General features: G+C 63.1%; 15 protein-coding genes. All 15 read left to right on the forward strand.

Annotation, left to right across the window (positions count from 1 at the left end; all coding sequences use genetic code 11):
- Positions 1 to 97 precede the first annotated feature (97 nt).
- The 15 genes from OX462_RS00720 to mlaE all read left to right on the forward strand — a co-directional run bounded on the left by OX462_RS00720 (position 98) and on the right by mlaE (position 22,447).
- Positions 98 to 1,735: a ShlB/FhaC/HecB family hemolysin secretion/activation protein gene (locus tag OX462_RS00720; protein WP_409027563.1), complete on the forward strand. Its 1,638-nt coding sequence runs from the start codon at positions 98 to 100 to the stop codon at positions 1,733 to 1,735.
- A 56-nt stretch (positions 1,736 to 1,791) separates the two neighbouring features.
- The gene (locus OX462_RS00725; RefSeq protein WP_121670715.1) at positions 1,792 to 3,570 is read left to right on the forward strand and encodes a DUF2341 domain-containing protein; all 1,779 of its coding nucleotides are present in this window, start codon (positions 1,792 to 1,794) and stop codon (positions 3,568 to 3,570) included.
- Between the two features lie 13 nt (positions 3,571 to 3,583).
- Positions 3,584 to 3,994: an ExbD/TolR family protein gene (locus OX462_RS00730; protein WP_034753784.1), complete on the forward strand. Its 411-nt coding sequence runs from the start codon at positions 3,584 to 3,586 to the stop codon at positions 3,992 to 3,994.
- A gap of 10 nt (positions 3,995 to 4,004) precedes the next feature.
- Positions 4,005 to 4,721, forward strand: coding sequence for an energy transducer TonB family protein (locus OX462_RS00735; RefSeq protein ID WP_409027564.1), 717 nt, complete (start codon positions 4,005 to 4,007; stop codon positions 4,719 to 4,721).
- A gap of 157 nt (positions 4,722 to 4,878) precedes the next feature.
- The gene (locus tag OX462_RS00740) at positions 4,879 to 6,612 is read left to right on the forward strand and encodes a putative porin (RefSeq protein WP_409027565.1); all 1,734 of its coding nucleotides are present in this window, start codon (positions 4,879 to 4,881) and stop codon (positions 6,610 to 6,612) included.
- Positions 6,613 to 6,618: 6 nt separating this feature from the next.
- On the forward strand, positions 6,619 to 7,323 hold the full coding sequence (locus OX462_RS00745; protein ID WP_409027566.1) for a hypothetical protein: 705 nt from the start codon (positions 6,619 to 6,621) through the stop codon (positions 7,321 to 7,323).
- Positions 7,324 to 7,353: 30 nt separating this feature from the next.
- On the forward strand, positions 7,354 to 7,842 hold the full coding sequence (locus OX462_RS00750) for a YbjN domain-containing protein (protein ID WP_227742071.1): 489 nt from the start codon (positions 7,354 to 7,356) through the stop codon (positions 7,840 to 7,842).
- Between the two features lie 209 nt (positions 7,843 to 8,051).
- Positions 8,052 to 11,156 carry a DEAD/DEAH box helicase gene (locus tag OX462_RS00755; protein WP_409027567.1) on the forward strand — a complete coding sequence of 1,035 codons (3,105 nt, stop codon included), beginning with the start codon at positions 8,052 to 8,054 and terminating at the stop codon, positions 11,154 to 11,156.
- A gap of 49 nt (positions 11,157 to 11,205) precedes the next feature.
- Positions 11,206 to 12,336, forward strand: a complete 1,131-nt coding sequence (locus tag OX462_RS00760) for a PAS domain-containing sensor histidine kinase (RefSeq protein WP_409027568.1) — start codon at positions 11,206 to 11,208, stop codon at positions 12,334 to 12,336.
- 136 nt (positions 12,337 to 12,472) lie between these two features.
- Complete coding sequence (locus OX462_RS00765; protein WP_034753797.1) at positions 12,473 to 13,153, forward strand: response regulator transcription factor; 681 nt, start codon at positions 12,473 to 12,475, stop codon at positions 13,151 to 13,153.
- A gap of 300 nt (positions 13,154 to 13,453) precedes the next feature.
- Positions 13,454 to 14,161, forward strand: coding sequence for a transposase (locus OX462_RS00770; protein ID WP_070313402.1), 708 nt, complete (start codon positions 13,454 to 13,456; stop codon positions 14,159 to 14,161).
- 194 nt (positions 14,162 to 14,355) lie between these two features.
- Complete coding sequence (locus OX462_RS00775) at positions 14,356 to 19,056, forward strand: glutamate synthase-related protein (RefSeq protein WP_070290323.1); 4,701 nt, start codon at positions 14,356 to 14,358, stop codon at positions 19,054 to 19,056.
- 79 nt (positions 19,057 to 19,135) lie between these two features.
- Complete coding sequence (locus OX462_RS00780) at positions 19,136 to 20,599, forward strand: glutamate synthase subunit beta (protein ID WP_070219665.1); 1,464 nt, start codon at positions 19,136 to 19,138, stop codon at positions 20,597 to 20,599.
- A 259-nt stretch (positions 20,600 to 20,858) separates the two neighbouring features.
- Positions 20,859 to 21,668 carry an ABC transporter ATP-binding protein gene (locus tag OX462_RS00785; protein ID WP_070219703.1) on the forward strand — a complete coding sequence of 270 codons (810 nt, stop codon included), beginning with the start codon at positions 20,859 to 20,861 and terminating at the stop codon, positions 21,666 to 21,668.
- Positions 21,665 to 22,447: a lipid asymmetry maintenance ABC transporter permease subunit MlaE gene (mlaE, locus tag OX462_RS00790; RefSeq protein WP_070219663.1), complete on the forward strand. Its 783-nt coding sequence runs from the start codon at positions 21,665 to 21,667 to the stop codon at positions 22,445 to 22,447. The genes OX462_RS00785 and mlaE overlap by 4 nt, the downstream gene beginning before the upstream one ends.
- Positions 22,448 to 22,497 lie beyond the last annotated feature (50 nt).

Below are 22,497 nucleotides of genomic sequence, written 5' to 3' on the forward strand. Positions count from 1 at the left end.
GGCTGTCTAGGCATCAGTAGATGAACATCAGCAACAAAAAAACGCCGGCCCAGCGCCGCAACACAGGGCAACCGTTTGATTTTAAGGTGAATGGAAGATGCGTGAAATGACAACCAAGGGCAGGGGCGTGCCGCCAGCGGCGCCTGCAACCGCCTTGACGATGCTGTGCCTGGCCATGCTGGCGCTGCCCGGCATGGCGCGCGCGCAGGATGCGGTGCCGGCGGCGGCCCCCGTGGCCGCGCCGGAACGGCAAGTGACGATCGAGGAATACCTGGTGCGCGGCAATACCGTGCTCGACGCCCGCGCCATCGAAGAGGCGGTCACGCCCTTCCTGGGGCCGGGCCGCACTTTGAAGGACGTGGAAGGGGCGCGTGACGCCCTCGTTGCTGCATATCAAGCCCGGGGCTACCAGTCCGTCTACGTGGACTTGCCGGAGCAGCAGGTGGAGCAGGGCGTGGTGGTGCTGCAGGTGAGCGAAACGAAGGTGGGGCGCTTGCGCGTGGTCGGCGCGCAATACAACTCGCCGCTCGACGTGCGCCAGCAAGTGCCGGCCCTGACGGAAGGCACGGTGCCCGACTTTACGCAGGCGCAAGTGGAACTGACGGCCCTGAACCGCGGTCCCAAGCGCCAGGTGATGCCGCTGGTCAAGCAGGGCAGCCTGCCCGGCACCATGGACGTGGACCTGAAAGTGGACGACAGCAGCCCGTGGCGCGCCAGCGTGGGCTTGAACAACGATTACAGCGCCGATACGAAGAAATTGCGTACCAGCATGTCGGTCGGCCACGACAATCTGTGGCAGCTCGGGCATAGCGCCACCATCAGCTTTTTCGGCACGCCGGGCGACCTGAACCAGACCAAGGTGTGGTCCGCCTCGTACGTGGCGCCGATCGGCACGCAGGGATGGAGCGTGGAAGCGACCGGCTACCAGTCGAACAGCAACGTGGCCAGCACGGGCGGCACCAGCGTGCTGGGCAAGGGCCATGCGCTGGGCATGAAAGTCAACTACACGGTGCCCAACAGCGGCATCTGGTGGCACAGTTTTTCTGCCGGCATCGATTTCAAGGATAACCAGGAAGCGCTCAAGCTCAATGGCACGGGCAGCAATATTCCGCTCAAGTACGTGCCCCTGAGCGTGTCGTATAACGGCTTTGCGCAGACGGAGGCGGCGACGTATGGCCTCGGCCTGTCGCTGGTGGCCGGCACGCGCGCTTCGTTTGGCTACGGCAGCGACAGCGCCGCCTACGACAACAAGCGCTACAAGGCCTCGCCCAGCTTCCTCGTCCTGAAGGGCGACGCCAACGCCACCTATACCCTGGGCAGTGGCGCGCAGCTGTACGGCAAGCTGGCGGGCCAGCTGGCCGATGCGGCGCTCGTGTCGGGCGAGCAGATGGCGGCTGGCGGCGCCAATTCCGTGCGCGGCTACCTGTCGGCCGAAGCGACGGGCGATTACGGCGTGTCCGGCACGGTCGAATGGCGCACGCCCCAGCTGACGTATTTCAGCCGCCTGGAAAATTGGCGCCTGTTCGCTTTTGCCGATGGCGCGCGCCTGCGCCTGCGCGATCCGATGATCGAGCAGAAAGACCTGTTCGGCCTGGCCTCCGTGGGCGTGGGCAGCAGCTTCCAGTTCCTGCGCTACCTGAATGGCCGCATCGACTTTTCGTATCCGCTGCGCGATGGCCCGCGCACGCACAAACACGTGCGCCGCATCAATTTCAACCTGTCGGCCAGCTACTGACGGGCCAGCTCAACAGCACTGCACTTTTTTAGACTTTTCTTCGGAGAATCACTGTCATGCAACGTTTTCTTTTTCTGCTCACGATCCTGGGCACGCTCGTTCCCGGCCTGGCGCATGCCTGGTGGCAGCCCGACTGGGCTTACCGCAAACCCGTCACCGTCGACGCCGGCCCGAAGGCGGGCGCCGTGGGCGGCGATCCCGGCCGCATCCCCGTGCTGCTGCGCTTGCATTCGGGTAACTTCAACTTCGAAGGCGTCAGCGATAACGGCGCCGACCTGCGCTTCGTGGCGGGCGACGATAAAACGGTGCTGAACCACCAGATCGAGCAATTCAATCCGCTCTTGGGCATCGCCCTGATCTGGGTCGACGTGCCGGCCCTGACGGCCGGTACGCCGCAGCAGCTGTGGATGTACTACGGCAATCCGAAGGCGCCCGCTTCCGGCAACGGCCAGCGTACGTTTGACCCCGACTACAGCCTCGTATATCACTTCAGCGAACCGGGCGTGCCCTCGCGCGACAGCACCGCCTACGGCAACCATGCCCAGACGGCCGTGCCGGCGCTCGACGGTTCCGTCATCGGCGCCGGCGCCCGCCTGGGCACCACGCCATTGATGCTGCCCGCCTCGCCATCGCTGGCGCTGGCCGCCGGCGCGCCGTTCACCTTTTCCGCCTGGGTGCGTCCGGACAGCCTGGGCGCCCAGCAAGTGCTGTATGCGCGCCGCGACGGCGCCAATGAATTGCTGATCGGCGTGGACCAGGGCGTGCCCTTCGTGCAGGTCAATGGCCAGCGCAGCAAGCCGGGCCAGCCTATCCAGGCCGCGCAATGGTCGCACCTGGCCGTCAAGGCCGACAAGAACAATGTGGCCCTGTACGTGGGCGGCCGTCCGGCCGTCTCGCTGGCCACCGCCCTGCCGGCATTCAGCACGGCCGCCTCGGTGGGTACCGACGCGCCGCCGGTCGCCGGTGGCGCCGCACTGGCCAACTTCACGGGCGCCATCGACGAGCTGCGCCTGTCGCGCACGGCCCGTCCCGACGCCCTGCTGCTGGCCGACGCCGTCTCGCAAGGCTCCGAATCGCGCCTGGCCGTGTTTGGCGCCGATGAACAACAGGCGGGCAAAAGCCATTTCGGTTTCATCATCGCCGCCATGCCGCTCGACGCGTGGATCGTCGTCGGCGTGCTGGGCCTGATGATGGTCTTGTCGTGGATCATCATGATCGGCAAGGGCCGCAGCTATGGCGCCATCTCGCGCGCCAATGCCCAGTTCATGCAGTCGTTCCACGAAGCGGCCGGCGCGCCGCTCGATCACCTGGCGCGCAACGGCAAGCTGAGCGCTTCCGTGAAGACGGATTCCTCGCTGTGGCGTCTGTATGACGTGGCCATCGACGAGATGCGCCGCCGCCACGACCGCGGCTACGACTTGAACGCCGTGTCGAACGCGACCATCGGCGCCATCCGCGCCGCCATGGATGGCGTGATGGTGCGCGAAAGCGAGCGCATGTCGAAACGCATGATCTGGCTCTCGACCACCATCGAAGGCGCGCCGTATGTCGGCCTGTTCGGTACCGTGATCGGCATCATGCTGGTGTTCGTCGTGGCGGCCATGGCGGGCGCCGTGGACATCAACTCGGTGGCCCCGGGCATGGCGGCAGCGCTGCTGTGTACGGCTGCCGGCCTGGGCGTGGCGATTCCCGCGCTGTTCGGCTACAACTGGCTGTCCTCGCGTTCGGACGCCATCGTTGCCGATATGGCCGTCTTCGTCGATGAATTCGCCACGCGTCTGGCGGAAGAGCAGGGCGACGGACGCCAGATGCGTCCCGCGCTGCATCAGGCGTGAGGGGCGCATAACCATGGCCACCTCCGCCAAGTTTACCCCCCGCAAGCGTAGCGGCGGCATCAACATCACGCCCTTCGTCGACGTGCTGCTGGTGGTGCTGGTGATCTTCATTTTGACCAGCAACGCCAGCATCCCCGGCATCAAGGTCGACCTGCCCAAGGCCAGCTCGGCCATGGCGCTGGAAAAACCGAAGACCAAGGCCATCACCATCGACAACGCGGGCCAGGTCTTCCTCGACGCCTATCCCGTCACCCTGCCCGAGCTGGAAGAGCGCTTGCGCACGGAAAAGGCGCTGACGCCCGACTTCCCCGTGATCGTGCGCGGCGACGCCGCCGTGCAATACGCGAAGGTGGTCGAAGTGCTTGACCTGCTGCGCCGCATCGACCTGAACCAGGTGGGCCTGGTGACCGGCAAGCCGGCATGAGGAGCGCAAGGTGAAGCGTGACGACATGATGAAGATGGCCGGCTCGGAATCGTCGGGCGCGGCGCAGTGGTGGCGCCGCTGGGGCGGCGTGGCCGGCGGCGCGCTGCTGGCCGCTGCGCTGGCCGCGCTGGTCTGGTATTTGCTGTCCGATACGGCGGCCACCAAGCGCGAAGTCGCGGCGCCGCCGATGCTGATGCTGCCACCGCCGCCACCGCCGCCGCCGGAACCGGAAAAATTGCCGGAACCGACACCGGACAAGGTGGTGCCGGAAGTGTCCGAGCCGGAACCGACGCCTGCCGACAAGCCCATGGATGACGCGCCGGAAAGCCCGTCGCCGGACAAGGGCGACCCCGTCACCATCGACGGCGCGGCGCAGGCCGGCAGCGACGCGTTCGGCATCCAGGCCGGGCGCGGCGGCGGCATGAGCGGTAGTGGCGGTGGCGGCGGACTCGGCGCGGGATCGTATGGCCGCTATGTCGCCAACGCGCTGCAGCTGGCGTTCGCCCGCGACCCGCGCACGCGCCAGCTGGCGTTCAGCGATATCCGCGTCGACCTGTGGCTCGATACGGAAGGCAGGGCGACGAAAGTGCAGCTGGTGCAAGGCACGGGCAATGCGCAGACGGATGAGCAGGTGCTGGCCATGGTGCGCGACTTCCGCGCCGATGAGCGGCCGCCGGCATCCCTGCGTTTCCCGGCCCGCGTATCCATTAAAGGCCGCAGGCCGTGAACACCCGACCAAACCTGCTGCGCGTTGTGATTTGCGGCCTGCGATGCTCACTGTGCATGCGCACAGCTGCGCTTCTCAGCCACAACTCACTGCCGCTCGCGACGGTTTTGTCAGGCGTTCTTTACGACATTCATTTTAATTTTTCCCGAAAGAAGCAATGAATTCCTTATTTTCTCCCCCACAGCGTGCGCGCCGTCTTCCGCTGGCGCTGGCCGCTTTCGCCCTGAGCGTGGCTGCGGGCGCGGTACAAGCGCAGGCACCGGCCGACAGCACCATGGTCAAGCTGATCCGCGGCCTGATCCAGAGCGGCGCCCTGAACAAGGATGCCGGCGAAGCCTTGCTGGCGCAGGCGCAGAGCGAAGCGCTGGCCGCGGCGCAAGCCCGTCCGGCCGCCGCACCGGCCGCCCTGGCGCAGGTGCAGCCTGGCGACGTGCGCGTGCCGTATATTTCGCAAACCGTGCGCGAGCAGATCCGCGACGAGATCAAGGGCCAGGTCATGGCCGAAGCAAAAGCGGGCGGCTGGGCGGCGCCGAATGAAACGCCGGCCTGGACCAAGCGCATCCGCCTGGAAGGCGACGTGCGCGCGCGCTACGAATCGCGCTATTACGACATGGCCAACAGCAATATCGAGATCGACTGGCGCTCGCTCAACAGCGGCAGCGGCTACGACGTCAATTCGAACAGCAACCTGGCCCTGCCGGCGTTGCTGAACACGCGCGAAGACCGCAAGCACTTGCTGCGCGCCCGTGCCCGCCTCGGTATCCTGGCCGACATTTCTGATACCACGCAAGCGGGCATCCGCCTGGCCAGCGGCAATGACGACAGCCCGGTATCGACCACGCAAACTCTCGGTGGCGGCCTGGGCAAGAAGAACATCTGGCTGGACCAGGCCTGGCTGTCCTACCAGCCCGCTTCGTGGCTGAAACTGACGGCGGGCCGCTTCGACAATCCATTCGTGTCCGGCGACGAACTGTTTTCCAGCGAACTCAATTTCGACGGCATCGCCGCCAAGGTGCAGCAGCCGGTCGGTGAGAGCAAGGACGTCACCGTGTTCGGCACCCTGGGCCTGATTCCGCTCGAGTATTCGTCCGACAATGCGCCTAGCCGCAGCCAGGCAAAAATGTCGAGCGAAAACAAATGGCTGCTCGGCGCGCAAGTGGGCGCGTCGTGGAAGATCAATAGCGACCACCAATTGCGTGGCGCCTTGGCCTATTACAACTTCCGCAACATCAGCGGCGAGTATTCGCAGCCGTGCGCGCTGTATGCGGGCGCCGATGGCTGCAGCACGGACTGGTCGCGTCCATCGAGTATGCAAAAGGGCAATAGCTTGATGTTGCTGCGCAATATCGCCCTGAATCCGCTCGATCCGGCCAACACGCCGCAGCCGCAATTCGTGGGCCTGGCGTCGAAATTCCGCCTGGCCAACCTGAATGCGCGCTGGGATAGCAAGGTCGCGGGCGGCACGGACTTGCGCATCGAAGGCGACTATGTGCGCAACATGGCCTACGACAAGAATGAAATGTGGGCGCGCGCCAAGGGCGGCATCATGAATAACTTCGGCGGCACGGGCGGCGTCTCGCAAGCCGATTTCAAGAGCGGCGGCAATGCCTACATGCTGCAGGCGACCCTGGGCAAGGCCAGCCCGGCGGCGCGCGGCGACTGGAACGTGCTGCTTGGTTACAAGCGCATCGAACCGGACGCCTTGCCTGACGCCTACAACGATTCCACCTTCCATCTGGGCGGCACGAATGCGCGCGGCTACTACCTCGGTGGCGCGTATGCGCTCGACAAGAATACCTGGCTGAACGGCCGCTGGACGTCGAGCCGCGAAGTGTTCGGTTCGGCACTGTCGATCGACACCCTGCAAATCGAATTGAACGCGCGTTTTTAAGGAGCCATGATGTTGATATCCAACAAAATGCGCCTGCCTTTATTGCTGTTGAGCTTGCTGGCCGCCGGCACCGCCCAGGCGCAGGGACAGAAGGGGCAAAGCATGGAAGAGCGTTTGCGCGCCGAGTTGCGCAATGTCACGGCGCAGCTGCAGCAGACGCGCGGCGAACTGGAAGCGCTGAAAGCCAAGGGCGTGCCGGCCGCCAAGGCGGCGCCCGCCGCCGCCGCGGCGCCTGCCAGCGATGGCGTGAAAAAGGAGCTGGCGCGCAGCCAGTCGCAGCTGGCGCAGGAACGCGCGCAGCGGGAAAAACTGGCCGCCGAGCAGCAGCGCAGCGCCGCCGCCGCACAGGAGGCAACCGCGAATTTGGCGCAGTACCGCCAGGCCGGCGAACGGCTGGCCGCCACGGGCAAGCAGATCGAAGCGGAGCGGGCGCGCCTGGACGGCGAAGTGGCGGTGCAGCGCAGTGCCCTGGCGCGCTGCGAAAGCAAGAATGCCCAGCTGTATGCGGCCGGGAAAGAGATCCTGCAAGCGTATGAAAGCCTGGACGTGCTGGACGTCATGAAAGCGCGCCAGCCGTTCGCCGCGCAAAGCCGGGTGAAACTCGAGCAAATCGCGCAGCAGTACGGCGACCAGCTGTACCAGGGCCGCTTTGATGCGCGTCAAACCGAAGCGGCAGCAACGCCGGCCGCGCCCGCGCCGGCACCCCAATAATTTTTACTTTTTGAAATGAATGGAATGACGATGGAAAACACGACTAGCTTGCTGACCACCCTGAATGCGGAACAAACGGCCGAGGCCATCAAGGCGGCCGGCTGCGCCGTCACCAGCATCGAACACGACGGTGTCGTGCGCCTGCACAGCGCCAGCCATGGCATCGGTTTCCAGGTGCTGTGGGGTAATGAAGCCGCGCCTGGCCAGTACGCGGACCTGACCCTGAGCTGCCCGCTGCGCGTGCAGGGCGGCGACTTGCCGGCCGGCTTGCTGGCCGAATGGCACCGCAGCAAGCGTTTTGCCCGCGTGGCCCAGCATGGCGATTTCGTCGTGCTGGAGATGGATGTGCTGGTCGCCGGCGGCGTCAGCAAGGAGTACCTGAATATCAATCTGCAACTGTGGACGCAGATGATGGGCCAGTTCTTCTTGTTTTTGCGCAACTTTACGCCGGCCGATACGAGCACGGCACCGGTAGTCGAGGCCGCCAGCGTGGCCGAAGAAGAAACTGTGCCGGCCTGATAAGCCCTCCACAGGCGGCGAAAAAAGGCCTATGACGGGCCTTTTTTGCCGTCAGCGGACCCCAAGTGTCGTATTAAATACTTATTTTTTAGGCATCGCGCATTAAAACTGCTCAAAGAGCGTGTGTGAATCAAGCCAGCAACGCCTGTATGGCGGATAATATTGCCTGTTGCCGATTTGGATACGACCTTTACACAAAAATGCGCCCCATGGATTTTACCCGCGAAGAAACCAGTGAAACCCCAGTTGCCCCGGCCAGCGCGCCGGGAGCGCCTTTGCCGTATGCCGTCGCCACCTGGCTGCAGCGGGTGGAGGCTGCCGCCCATCCGAAGGCCGTGCTGACGATTGCCGAGCCCGATCCCAAACTCAACCAGCACCGCCTGATCTACGTGCTGGCGCCCACCAGCGGCGGCCGCCACGTGGCCCTGTGCCTGTACAAGGCGCGGCTGCGGCCGAACGGCGATGTGGCGGCGGCGTCCCCCATCAGCGAAATCTTTTCCCTGCTGTCGGCGCCGCCCACGTTTTTGACGCCGGCCGACGAAGACCTCGTGCGTTTCTTCGTGGCCATGCGCAGCGGGCAGAATTCGCAGACGGGCAGCGCCACGGAGCCGAAGGGCAAGGTGGGTGCGGCCCTGCTGAAAATGCTGGCAGAGCAGGATAAATTGTTGTGGGCCAATTCCTGGGCCGACGTCGGCAATGGTCTCGTGTATCCATTGAAGGAAGGTCCCGTGCGTCCCGCCCGCCTGTTCTGGCGCGACGAAGGCAAGACCATGCGCCTGGGCTGGCAAGTGGACCCGCCGGAAGGCGCGAAGCACCATGGCGCCGACCAGATCGACTACATGCTGCCCACCGATCCGCCGTGGTACATCGACAATCTGTCGTGCGGCGTGCTGGAACTGAACCAGGGCGGCTCCGACATTTCCCTGGCCGACCTGCAGGCGCTGGTGGCGCAGGCGCCGCCCCTGAATGCGAACGACAAGGTGCGCGTGTCGCAACTGCTGCTGGCGCAAGGCTTGCAGCATCTGATGCCGCTGCCGCAACCGTTGCCGCAGCGCTTGCGCAAGGACGTGCCGGCGCAACCGGTGTTGCTGCTGGACAGCGCCATGCTGGCCGATGGCAGCCTGCAGCGCTGGAGCGACTTCGCCGTGCTGTCCTACGACTACGATGGCGAAAGAGTCTCGTTCGACCCGTCGCAGCGCGTGGTGCGGCAAGTGGGCGAGGTGACGGAAATTATCCAGAGAAATACGGTCGATGAAGCACGCGCGCTGGCCACCCTGGCCGAGCTGCAATTCAAGAAGCCGGGCTCCGCTCCCTTGAGCGGCTTGAAGGGCGCCTTGCTGCTGCCTTCCCAGGCGGAATGGCTGCGTTTTGCCGAGTCCGGCATCGACGCCTTGCTGGCGCAGGGCTGGATCGTGGAAAAGACGGCCAAGTACCGCTACGACGTGAGCGACGTGGGCGACTGGTACGCGGAAATCGATGACCAGGATCCGGACAGCGGCAACGCCTGGTTCGAGCTGGAACTGGGCATCGTCGTCAACCACGAGCGCGTGCCGCTGCTGCCCGTGCTGGTGCAGCTGATCCGCAACGCGCCCAACGATTTCAATCCGAAAGTCATCGAAGCACATGCGGACGATGACCAGATGCTGGCAACCTTGCCGGACGGCACGCGCGTCGCCCTGCCGTGGGGCCGCGTGCGTCCGATTTTGAACACGCTGGGCGAGCTGTATTTCAGCGACAAGATCAAGCGTGCCGTGCGCATGTCGACGCTCGATGCGGCGCGCCTGGAAGAGCTGGCGCGGGGCCTGGACATGCAGTGGACGGGCGGCGAACAGCTGCGCGCCATGGGCCGCAAGCTGAGCCAGTTCGGTTCCGTGCAAAAAGTGGCGGCGCCTGCGGGCCTGCAGGCAACCTTGCGCGATTACCAGGCCGACGGCCTGGCGTGGATGCAATTCCTGCGCGACCATGACCTGGCGGGCATCCTGGCCGATGACATGGGCCTCGGTAAAACCGTGCAAACGCTGGCGCATATCCTGGTGGAAAAGGAAGCAGGCCGCCTTACGCATCCGGCCCTCGTCATCGCACCGACGAGCTTGATGGGCAACTGGCAGGACGAGGCGGCCAAGTTCGCACCCAGCCTGAAGGTGTTGCTGCTGCAAGGCAAGGACCGCGCCCAGCAATTCGACCAGATCGACCAGTGCGACCTGGTGCTGACCACGTACGCGCTGTTGCCGCGCGACGAGGAAACCTTGCGCGAGCATGATTTCCACCTGGTCATTCTCGACGAATCGCATTACATCAAGAATACGCGCAGCAAGGCGGCGCAAAGCGCGGGCCTGCTGCGCGCGCGCCACCGCCTGTGCCTGTCCGGCACGCCGCTGGAAAATCATCTGGGCGAACTGTGGTCGCAATTCCACTTCTTGCTGCCGGGCTTGCTGGGCGACGAAAAGACCTTCAATACGCAGTTCCGCCACCCGATCGAGCGCCAGGACGATCCGCTGCGCCGCATGCTGCTGAACCGCCGCATCAAGCCCTTCCTGCTGCGCCGCACGAAGGACAATGTGGCCAAAGAGCTCCCGCCGAAGACGGAAATGGTGCGCAAGGTGGAATTGACGGGGCCGCAGCGCGATCTGTATGAAACCGTGCGTCTTGCGATGGATCAAAAGGTCCGTGAAGAAATCGACAAGAAGGGCGTGGCGCGCAGCCAGATCGTCATCCTCGAAGCGCTGCTGAAACTGCGCCAGGTCTGCTGCGACCCGCGTCTGGTGAAATCCTTGCCGGCGAAGAAGCAGTCGGCCGGTTCGGCCAAGCTGCTCGACCTGATGCAGATGGTGGAAGACTTGCTCGATGAAGGACGCAAGATCCTCGTCTTCTCGCAATTTACCAGCATGCTGGAATTGATCGAGGAAGAGCTGGAATCGCGCGACATTCCGTACGCGCTGCTGACGGGAGAAACGAAGGACCGGGGCGCGCAAGTGGCGGCCTTCCAGCAGGGCGCCGTGCCCATCTTCCTGATCAGCCTGAAAGCGGGCGGCGTGGGCCTGAACCTGACGGCGGCCGACACGGTCATCCACTACGATCCGTGGTGGAACCCGGCGGCGGAAAACCAGGCCACGGACCGCGCCTGGCGTATCGGCCAGGACAAGCCCGTGTTCGTCTACAAATTGATTGCGAAGGGCACCCTGGAAGAAAAAATCCAGCTGCTGCAGCAAAAGAAATCGGAGCTGGCGCAATCGATCCTGGCCGAAGGCGAATCGCAGAAGATGGCCCTCACGCAGGAAGACTTGCAGCAGATTTTCGCCCCGCTGGAAGATTAAGGGCAGCGCACGCTTATACTTGGCAATTCTTTCTTGCCAGGTATAACGCATGCTGCCCATTTTCCTTCTGCTGCTTGCCGGCGTCATCCTCATGGCGCTGCGCTTCGTCCAGTTGCGCCGCGCCCTGCTGCGCGCGCGCGCCGGCGAAGCGACGTTCCGCCTGCTGGCCGAACATGGGCGCGACGCGGCCTTCCTGCTCGACGCCACCACCCTCGAATTACGCTACATCAGCCCCGCGGCGCAACGCCTGACCGGTTACGACCAGGCAGCCTTGCGTGAACACGCGGCACGCCTGGCGGCGGACGTGCCGGCCCGGCTGCAGCGCTGGCGCGACGGCGACACCAGCCGTTTGACCCTGCTGCGCGAAGTGGAATTGCCGCACGCCGACGGCCGCCTGCTGGCGCTGGAAATCAGCTCGACCATCGTGCCCGCGTCGGCGAGGGAACGGGGCATCACCATCGTCGGCACGGTGCGCGACGTCAGCGCCGCCCACGCGCAGGAAGCCGAGCGGGAAAAGGAGCAGAAGCGTTTCGCCTCGATGCTGTCGCATGAATTCCGCACGCCGCTGGCCACCATCGACGGCGCCATCCAGCGCCTCGTCTCGACATCCCGAGACGCCGACGAGGCCACGCGCAAGCGCTACGTGAAAATCCAGGCGGCCGTCGACCGTTTGTTGGCCATGATCGACGACTATTTGTCGCCAGAACGCATGGCGGCCATCGGCCGCGAACGAGCGGCCGACGGCATCGCGCCGCTGGCCTTGTTGCAGCAGGCGGCCGCCACCGTGCCGGCCAGCCACCGCGTACAGCTGGAACTCGATGAAGACTTGCCGGCCCGGCTGCGTTGCGACGTGCCTGGCATGGCCCTGTGCCTGAAAATCCTGCTCGACAACGCGGTCAAGTTCAGCCCACCGGGCAGCAGCATCACCGTGTCGGGCAAGCTGGTGCCCGAAGGCGGCGTGGCGCTGTGTGTGCGCGATGCGGGGCCCGGTTTGCGGGAAGAAGAACTGGCGCAGCTGTTCGAAAAAGGTTTCCGTGGAACCGATGCGACGCATGCCGGTGCGGGCCTGGGCCTGTACATGGCGCGCGCCGTGGTGGACGTGCATGGCGGGAGTTTGCAGGGGCATAATCTGCCCGAAGGCGGGGCTATTTTCCGCATTTGGCTGCCGCTTCCTGGCTAGACTAGAAAAAAGTTGCTTCCGCTGAAGGCAACCGTGATAATTCCTTGACGTAAACCTATTGTGCCGTCCATCATGGTGCAGAAGTGAATGGCATGGTTTGCCCACGGTAGCTCACTAATGGAAGAATGGCGTTGCAATGACGAAAATACTGATCGTCGAAGACAATCTGGACTACGCCGAAGACATGGCGGAGTTTCTCGTTGAGCTCGAACACGAAGTGCATATCACCAGCTCCGCTGGCGGGATGTGGACGGCGTTGAGCCATGGCAATGTCGGGGTGGTCGTGCTGGACCTGGGCTTGCCCGATGAGGATGGCTTCAACGTCATCCCCCGCATGCGCCAGCTGTATCCGCAGATCGGTGTGCTGGTGCTGACGGGGCGTGTCGCCTTCGACAGCCGCATCCTCGGCTTGCGCCTCGGTGCCGACCACTATCTGACCAAGCCGATCAAATTCCCCGAACTGGCCGCCCACATCGAGGCGCTCGACCGCCGCGTCGGCCCGCAAGATCCCGTGCCCGAGCCGGGCAAGTGGACCTTGAAAGTAAGCGCTCGCCAACTTGAATTGATGGGCGCCGTCATCGCCCTGACGGAAAAGGAATTCAACTTCCTGCACCTGCTGACCATCAATACCCGCCCCGTGCCGCGCGACGTCATCGTGGCCGGCATGGGCGGCGAAGATCCCGATGCGGGCCGCCGCGTCGACATGCTCGTGTACCGCCTGCGCAAGAAAGCCAAGACCGGCCTGGGCCAGGACTTGCCGCTGCGCAGCGCGTATGGCGAGGGCTACAGCCTGTCGGCCAGTTTTAACCTGTCCTGACCGCCAGAGGCGGCCAGTAGCATGAAACGGCGATTCCTATCTGGCCTGTTGTTGATCGTTGCACTGGCCAGTGCCGCTCTCTGGCTGCGCAAGGAGTGGAAAATTGATAGTTGCCTCGATCATGGTGGTCGTTGGGACTACCAACTTGCCGCCTGCGAAGGTGCATAGTCTCCTGCAGGACAATTTAGGGACAGAGTCAATCGCTTTTTCCAGCATTTCAAATAAAACAGGGTCAGAGTCGCGTCCTGCGCTCGCAAGTGTGTAAAATCAAGGCCTTAGCCTTCACTTTTCGATTTTGCCATGGCCCGTTTGCCCCGCCTCATCATTCCCGCACTGCCCCATTACGTGATCCAGCGCGGCAGCAACCGCCAGAGCGTGTTCCAGGACGCAGCGGACTATGCCCAATTTCTGTCCTGGCTGAAAACGGGCGCGAAAATGTTCAAGGTGGCCATCCATGCCTACGTTTTATTGCCAGATCAGCTACATTTATTGGCGACGCCAGCCGATGCGACGGGACTGGGACAGCTGATGCAGTGGCTGGGGCGCTATTACGTGCCGTATTTCAACCAGAAATACGGCCGTGAAGGGGCGCTGTGGCAGGGACGCTACAAAACTTCCGTCATCGATCCCGACAATTTCTTCCTTACTTGCTGCCGTTACCTGGAATGCGTGCCCGTGCAAACGGGGTTGGCGGGCCAGGCGCTCGATTACAGCTGGTCCAGCTATGCCCACCATGCCGGTGTGCGGCCCGATCCCGTCATCACCGACCATGCGCTGTACTGGGCGCTGGGCAACACGCCGTTCGACCGCGAGGCGGCCTATCTGCGCCTGTTCGAGCAGGGACTGGGCAGCAGCGAGGTGAAAACCGTGGAACAGGCTGTTTTGAAGGGCTGGCCGCTTGGTTCCGACGCTTTCAAGCAGGCGCTGGAGCAGAAAATGCAGCGGCAAGTACTGCCCGCCAAGCGGGGCCGTCCCCGCAAAGTCGCGGCCGCAACGGACGCCAATTGAAAAGCATTCGCATTTAAAACAAAAAATGGTTTCTTTCTGACGTTTTATTGAAATGGCTTCGACTATGTCCCTATTAAATTTTTAGAGCGACGTAATCGAATTTAATTCGACTCCGACCCTAATTGTTCTGGTTGAGTTTTTTGTTGCGTTGCACTACTCTAGTTTTTCGATAGTCATATGCAGCGGAGAAGCCCATGAAAGCGCAAGGCCTGTACGACCCAGCCAATGAACACGATGCCTGCGGCGTCGGTTTCGTCGCCCATATCAAGGGCAACAAGACCCATTCGATCGTCGAACAGGGTTTGCTGATTCTGAAAAACCTCGATCACCGGGGCGCCGTCGGCGCCGATGCGCTGATGGGCGATGGCGCCGGCATCCTGATCCAGATTCCCGACCAGTACTACCGCGAAGAAATGGCCAAGCAGGGCGTGGAATTGCCGCCGCCTGGCGAATACGGCGTGGGCATGGTCTTCCTGCCGAAGGAACACGCGTCGCGCATCGCCTGCGAACAGGAAATCGAACGCGCCGTGCGCATCGAGGGCCAGGTCGTGCTGGGCTGGCGCAACGTGCCCATCGATACCGATATGCCGATGTCGCCCACCGTGCGCGCCAAGGAACCGGTCATCCGCCAGATCTTCATCGGCCGCGGCCCGGACATCATGGTCACCGACGCGCTCGAGCGCAAACTGTATGTGATCCGCAAATCGTCGGGCCACGCCATCCAGGCCTTGAAACTGCTGCACGGCAAGGAATTCTTCGTGCCGTCAATGTCGGCCCGTACCATCGTCTACAAAGGCTTGCTGCTGGCCGACCAGGTGGGCGTGTACTACAAGGACTTGCAGGATGCGCGCTGCATCTCGGCCCTGGCCCTGGTGCACCAGCGTTTCTCGACGAATACCTTCCCCGAATGGCCGCTGGCCCACCCGTACCGCCTGATCGCCCATAACGGCGAGATCAACACGGTGAAAGGCAACTTCAACTGGATGCGCGCGCGCGAAGGCGTGATGAAGTCGGCCGTGCTGGGCGACGACCTGCAGAAACTGTTCCCGCTGATCTATGAAGGCCAGTCCGACACGGCCTGCTTCGACAATGCGCTGGAACTGCTGCTGATGGCCGGCTATCCGATCGCCCAGGCGATGATGATGATGATTCCGGAAGCGTGGGAAAACCACACGACGATGGACGACAACCGCCGCGCCTTCTATGAATACCACGCGGCCATGATGGAACCTTGGGACGGCCCCGCCGCCATGGCATTCACGGACGGCCGCCATATCGGCGGCACGCTGGACCGCAACGGCTTGCGTCCGGCACGCTACATCGTCACGGACGACGACCTGGTGGTGATGGCGTCGGAATCGGGCGTATTGCCGATTCCCGAGTCGAAAATCATCCAGAAATGGCGCTTGCAGCCCGGTAAAATGTTCCTGATCGACCTGGAAGCGGGTCGCATCATCGACGACCAGGAACTGAAAAACACTTACGCGAACGCCAAGCCGTACAAGGCGTGGATCAACTCGGTGCGCATCAAGCTCGACGAGATCAAGCTGGCCGAAGGACAAGCGAAACAGGACCGCGCACAGGGCGAAAAAGCCCAGCCATCGTTGCTGGACCGCCAGCAGGCGTTCGGCTACACGCAGGAAGACTTGAAATTCCTCATGGCGCCGATGGCACTGGCCGGCGAAGAGGCGACGGGCTCGATGGGCAATGACTCGCCGCTGGCCGTCATGTCGAACAAGCTGAAACCGCTGTATAACTACTTCAAGCAATTGTTCGCGCAAGTGACGAATCCGCCGATCGACCCGATCCGCGAAGCGATGGTGATGTCGCTCGTGTCCTTCATCGGCCCGAAACCGAACTTGCTCGATACCAACAACGTCAACCCGCCGATGCGCCTGGAAGTGGCGCAGCCCGTGCTGGGCTTTGACGACATGGCGCGTCTGCGCAACATCAGCGCCCACACGGGCGGCAAGTTCAAGTCGTATGAACTCGATATTTGCTACCCGCTGGCCTGGGGCAAGGAAGGCGTGGAAGCGTGCCTGGCCTCGCTGTGCGCGGAAGCCGTCGATGCCGTGAAATCCGGCCACAATATTTTGATCGTCTCGGACCGCGCCATTTGCGCCGACCAGGTGGCGATCCCTGCGCTGCTGGCCACGTCCACCGTGCACCAGCACCTGGTGAGCAAGGGTTTACGGGCCTCAACCGGCCTCGTCGTGGAAACGGGTTCGGCCCGCGAAACGCACCACTTCGCCTTGCTGGCCGGCTATGGCGCGGAAGCCGTCCACCCGTATCTGGCCATGGAAACCCTGGCCGAGATGGCGCACGGCTTGCCCGGCGACTTGTCTGGCGACAAAGCCATCTATAACTACACGAAGGCGGTCGGCAAAGGCTTGATGAAGGTCATGTCGAAGATGGGCATTTCGACCTACATGTCGTACTGCGGCGCGCAAATCTTCGAAGCCATCGGCCTGAACAAGTCGCTGGTGGACAAATACTTCAAGGGCACGGCCTCGAACGTGGAAGGCATCGGCGTGTTTGAAGTGGCGGAAGAGGCGCTGCGCCTGCACGCGCTGGCCTTCGGCAACGATCCCGTGCTGGTCGATAAGCTCGACGCGGGCGGCGAGTATGCGTTCCGCGTGCGCGGCGAAGACCACATGTGGACGCCGGACGCGATTGCAAAGCTGCAGCATTCCACGCGCAGCAACAATTTCTCCAGCTATAAAGAGTACGCGCAAATCATTAACGACCAGAGCCGTCGTCACCTGACCCTGCGCGGCCTGTTCGAATTCAAGCTCGACCCGACCAAGGCGATCCCGCTCGACGAAGTGGAACCGGCCAAGGAAATCGTCAAGCGTTTCGCCACGGGCGCCATGTCGCTCGGTTCGATCAGCACGGAAGCGCACGCAACGCTGGCAGTGGCCATGAACCGCATCGGCGGCAAGTCGAACACGGGCGAGGGCGGCGAAGATCCGAACCGCTACACGCAGGAACTGAAGGGCATCCCGATCCGCCAGGGCGATACCATGGCGTCCGTCGTGGGCGCCGAGCAGATCGTCGTCGACATTCCGCTGCAGGAAGGCGATTCCATGCGCTCGCGCATCAAGCAGGTGGCGTCGGGACGTTTCGGCGTCACGGCCGCCTACCTGAACTCGGCCGACCAGATCCAGATCAAGATGGCGCAGGGCGCCAAACCGGGCGAAGGCGGCCAGTTGCCGGGCCATAAGGTGTCCGAATACATCGCCAGCCTGCGCTTTTCCGTGCCGGGCGTGGGCCTGATTTCGCCGCCGCCGCACCACGACATCTATTCGATCGAAGATCTGGCGCAGCTGATCCATGACTTGAAGAACGCCAATCCGCGCGCCTCGATTTCCGTGAAGCTGGTGTCGGAAGTGGGCATCGGCACGGTGGCCGCCGGCGTCACCAAGGCCAAGGCCGACCACGTGGTCGTCGCCGGCCACGACGGCGGCACGGGCGCCTCGCCATTGTCTTCCGTGAAACATGCGGGCACGCCGTGGGAGTTGGGTCTCGCAGAGACCCAACAAACGCTGGTCTTGAACGGCTTGCGCAGCCGCATCCGCGTGCAGGCCGACGGCCAGATGAAGACGGGCCGCGACGTGGTCATCGCCGCCCTGCTGGGCGCCGACGAGATCGGTTTCGCCACGGCGCCGCTGGTGGTCGAAGGTTGCATCATGATGCGTAAATGCCACTTGAATACGTGCCCGGTGGGCGTGGCCACGCAAGATCCCGTGCTGCGCGCCAAGTTCTCGGGCAAACCCGAGTATGTCGTCAATTACTTCTTCTTCGTTGCCGAGGAAGCCCGTCAATTGATGGCGCAGCTGGGCATCCGCACGTATGACGAGCTGATCGGCCGGGTCGACTTGCTCGACAAATCGAAGGCGATTTCGCACTGGAAGGCGCAGGGGCTGGACTTCTCGTCCATCTTCTACAAGCCGGAAACCCCGGATGGCCAGGCTTGCCGCCACGTGGAATTCCAGGACCATGCGCTGGAAAAGGCGCTCGACCACAAGCTGATCGCGCAAGCGCGCGCGGCGCTGGAAAAGGGCGAGCGCGTCTCCTTCATCTCGCCCGTGCGCAACTTGAACCGCACGGTGGGCACCATGCTGTCCGGCGAAGTGGCGAAGAAATACGGCCACGCCGGCTTGCCGGACGACACCATCCACATCCAGTTGCAAGGCACGGCGGGCCAGTCGGCCTGTGCCTTCCTGGCGCACGGCATCACGATCGACCTGGTGGGCGAGGGCAACGATTACGTCGGTAAAGGCTTGTCGGGCGGACGCATCATCGTGCGGCCCAATACCGAGTTCCGCGGCTGGGCCGTGGACAACATCATCATCGGCAACACGGTGCTGTACGGCGCCATCGCCGGCGAAGCGTTCTTCAACGGCGTGGCCGGTGAACGCTTTGCCGTGCGCAACTCGGGCGCCACCACGGTGGTCGAGGGCCTGGGCGACCATGGCTGCGAATACATGACGGGCGGCACGGTGGTGGTCTTGGGCAACACGGGACGCAACTTCGCGGCCGGCATGTCGGGCGGCATCGCCTACGTGTATGACCCTGCGGGGGACTTTGCCAGCAAGTGCAACACGGCCATGGTCAGCCTGGACAAGGTCGTGTCGGCAGCGGAACAGCATGTCGACCGCGACGCCTGGCACACGCAGCACCGCGACGGCGTACCGGAAGCGGACGAAGTCATCCTCAAGCGCCTGATCGAGCGTCACTTCAAGCACACGGGCAGCACCCGCGCCCGCGTCCTGCTCGACGACTGGGCTGCGGCGCGCGGCAAGTTCGTGAAAGTCTTCCCGAACGAATACAAGCGCGCGCTGATCGAGATGGCAGCGGACGCCGCCATGGAAGTGCAAGCCGTCGCCGCCTGAGCCAGCCAAGCTCATTGCCAAATGAATGACCAGGGAGCGGCCCGGCCGCTCCCCGCCAGCCAAATACAAAGGAAACATCGTGGGTAAAATTACCGGCTTCATGGAATTCAAGCGCCAGGACGAACACTATCTGGAGCCTGCCGCGCGTCTGAAGAACTACAAGGAATTCGTCTTGCACCTGTCGGACGCGCAAGCGACCGTGCAGGGTGCGCGCTGCATGGATTGCGGCATTCCCTTCTGCACCACGGGTTGCCCCGTGAATAATATCATTCCCGACTGGAATGACCTGGTATACCGCGGCGCCTACCGCGAAGCGCTCGATATCCTGCATTCGACGAATAACTTCCCGGAATTTACGGGCCGCATCTGCCCGGCGCCGTGCGAATCGGCCTGTACCCTGGGTATCCATGAAGATCCGGTCGGCATCAAGTCGATCGAGCATAAAATCATCGACATGGGCTGGGAGCACGGCTGGGTCACGCCGCAGCCGGCGAGTTTTAGCACCGGCAAGAAAGTGGCCATCGTCGGCTCCGGTCCTGCCGGCCTGGCGGCGGCGCAGCAGCTGGCGCGCGCCGGCCATGCCGTCACCGTGTTTGAGAAGAGCGACCGGGTCGGTGGTTTGTTGCGCTACGGCATCCCCGACTTCAAGATGGAAAAGTCGCACATCGACCTGCGCGTGAAACAGATGGAGGCCGAAGGCGTCGTGTTCCGCACCAGCGTGCTGGTCGGCAAGGATTTCCCTGCCAACGTCAACAACTGGGCCAAGGAAACCATTTTCCCGGAAGACCTGGAAAAAGAATTCGACGCCGTCATCATGGCCGGCGGCGCCGAGCAGCCGCGCGACTTGCCCGTGCCGGGCCGCGAATTGAAAGGCGTGCACTTCGCCATGGATTTCCTGCCGCTGCAAAACAAGGTCAACGCGGGCGACAAGCTCAAGGACCAGATCAAGGCGACGGGCAAGCACGTGGTGGTGATCGGCGGCGGCGACACGGGTTCCGACTGCGTGGGCACCTCGAACCGCCATGGCGCCGCCTCGGTGGCCCAGTTCGAACTGATGCCGCAGCCGCCGGAACAGGAAAACAAGCCGCTGGTCTGGCCGTACTGGCCGACCAAGCTGCGCACCTCGTCCTCGCACGAGGAAGGCTGCGAGCGCGACTGGGCCGTGGCCACCAAGCGTTTCGAAGGCAAGGGCGGCAAGGTGGAAAAGCTGATCGCCTGCAGAGTCGAATGGAAAGACGGCAAGATGAGCGAAGTGCCGAACTCGGAATTCGAGATGAAGGCGGATCTGGTCTTCCTGGCCATGGGTTTTGTTTCACCAGTACAACAAGTGTTGCAAGCGTTCGGCGTCGATACAGATGCGCGCGGCAATGTCAAGGCAACAACGGATGGCGCCGGCTGCTACCAGACCTCGGTGGCCAAGGTGTTTGCGGCCGGCGACATGCGCCGTGGCCAGTCGCTGGTGGTGTGGGCCATCCGCGAAGGGCGCCAGTGCGCGCGCGCCGTCGATGAGTTCCTGATGGGGGCATCCGTGCTGCCACGCTAATCAACGAGCAACTGTTCGTTTTTTTGACAGGGCCACGGCGCGGATTGCGGCGTGGCCCTTGTTATTTTAGTTATCAAGTGGACGGCCGTGAACGCCGGCGGATGGGGGCGCGATGCACAGGTCAAATTTCCACTACAATATCTGACTTTCGATTCATTAGTGTTGTATTCTTCCCCTTTACGGGGCTGTCCCAAGGGGTGTCTCAGCAGAGGTTGGCGTTTCTGCACTACAATACGCCATTAAAATAGTGAGCTTCGTCGTGCCAAATCTTGTTGAGATCCGTGATTTACACTTTGCCTATGGAGAACGTTCGATTTTATCGGGCCTTCAAATGGATTTCCCACGTGGAAAAGTTGTGGCCGTCATGGGTGGCTCCGGCAGTGGCAAGACGACCGTACTGCGCCTGATCGGCGGGCAGTTGCGCCCCAGTTCCGGTTCCGTGAATGTGGACGGCCAGATCGTGCATACGCTGGGAACCGACGAGCTGTATCAGCTGCGCCGCAAGATGGGCATGCTGTTCCAGCACGGCGCGCTGTTTACGGACCTGACGGCGTTCGAAAACGTGGCCTTCCCCCTGCGCGAACACACGGACTTGAATGAAGAGCTGATCCGCACCCTGGTGCTGATGAAGCTGCACGCCGTGGGTTTACGCAATGCGGCGCAATTGAAGCCGGCCGAGATTTCTGGCGGCATGGGCCGCCGCGTCGCGCTGGCGCGCGCCATCGCGCTCGACCCTGAACTGATCATGTACGACGAGCCGTTCGCCGGCCTGGACCCGATTTCCATGGGCGTGACGGCCAATTTGATCCGCAATTTGAACGATGCGCTGGGCTCCACGTCTATCCTGGTATCGCACGATGTGAAGGAGTGTTTCGCCATCGCTGATTACGTCTATTTTCTGTCATCGGGCAAAATTGTGGCGCACGGCACGCCGGCCGAGATGGCCGTGTCGACGCATCCGTACGTCAAGCAGTTCGTCAATGCCGAGGCCGATGGCCCCGTGCCGTTCCATTACCCGGGCAAGTCGCTGGCCGACGACCTGGGCCTGCATGCGGGAGCGGGCCGATGATCGCGCGTTTCCTCGCGTCGATCGGAGCATGGTTGCGCAATTCGGTACAAGACCTCGGCTTTGCCGTGCGTTCGTTCTTTATCATCATCGCCTCGTCGGGCGGCCTGTGGCGCCGTCCGCGCCTGGTGATCGAGCAACTGTTTTTTATCGGTAACCGCTCGCTGGTGATTACCGCCGTCTCCGGCCTGTTTGTCGGCATGGTGCTGGGTTTGCAAGGCTATTACACCTTGACCACGTATGGCGCCGAGCAGTCGCTGGGCTTGCTGGTGGCGCTGTCGCTGACGCGCGAACTGGGCCCTGTCGTCACGGCGCTGCTGTTCGCCGGCCGCGCCGGCACCTCGCTGACGGCGGAAATCGGCCTGATGAAGGCGGGCGAGCAACTGTCGGCCATGGAAATGATGGCCGTCAACCCGATCCAGCGCGTGCTGGCGCCCCGTTTCTGGGCCGGCGTGATCGCCATGCCGATCCTGGGCGCCATCTTCACGGCCGTCGGCATCATCGGCAGCTATCTGGTCGGCGTGGTGCTGATCGGCGTCGATGAGGGCTCGTTCTGGTCGCAGATGCAAGGCGGCGTGGATGTCTGGAAGGAAGTGGGCAACGGCACCATCAAGAGCCTGGTGTTCGGCATCGCGGTGACCTTCATTGCGCTGTTCCAGGGTTACCAGGCGCAGCCGACGCCGGAAGACGTGTCCGGCGCCACCACGCGCACGGTGGTCATTTCGTCGTTGATGGTGTGGTGGCTCGATTTCATGATGACGGCGTTGATGTTTAGCAAGTAATTGCCGATAGGCGACAAAATTATCGGCCTGGGCAGTGTTCTGCGCAGGTG

Source organism: Janthinobacterium aestuarii (genome assembly GCF_046113285.1).
In the GTDB taxonomy this organism is placed as follows: Bacteria; Pseudomonadota; Gammaproteobacteria; order Burkholderiales; family Burkholderiaceae_D; genus Janthinobacterium.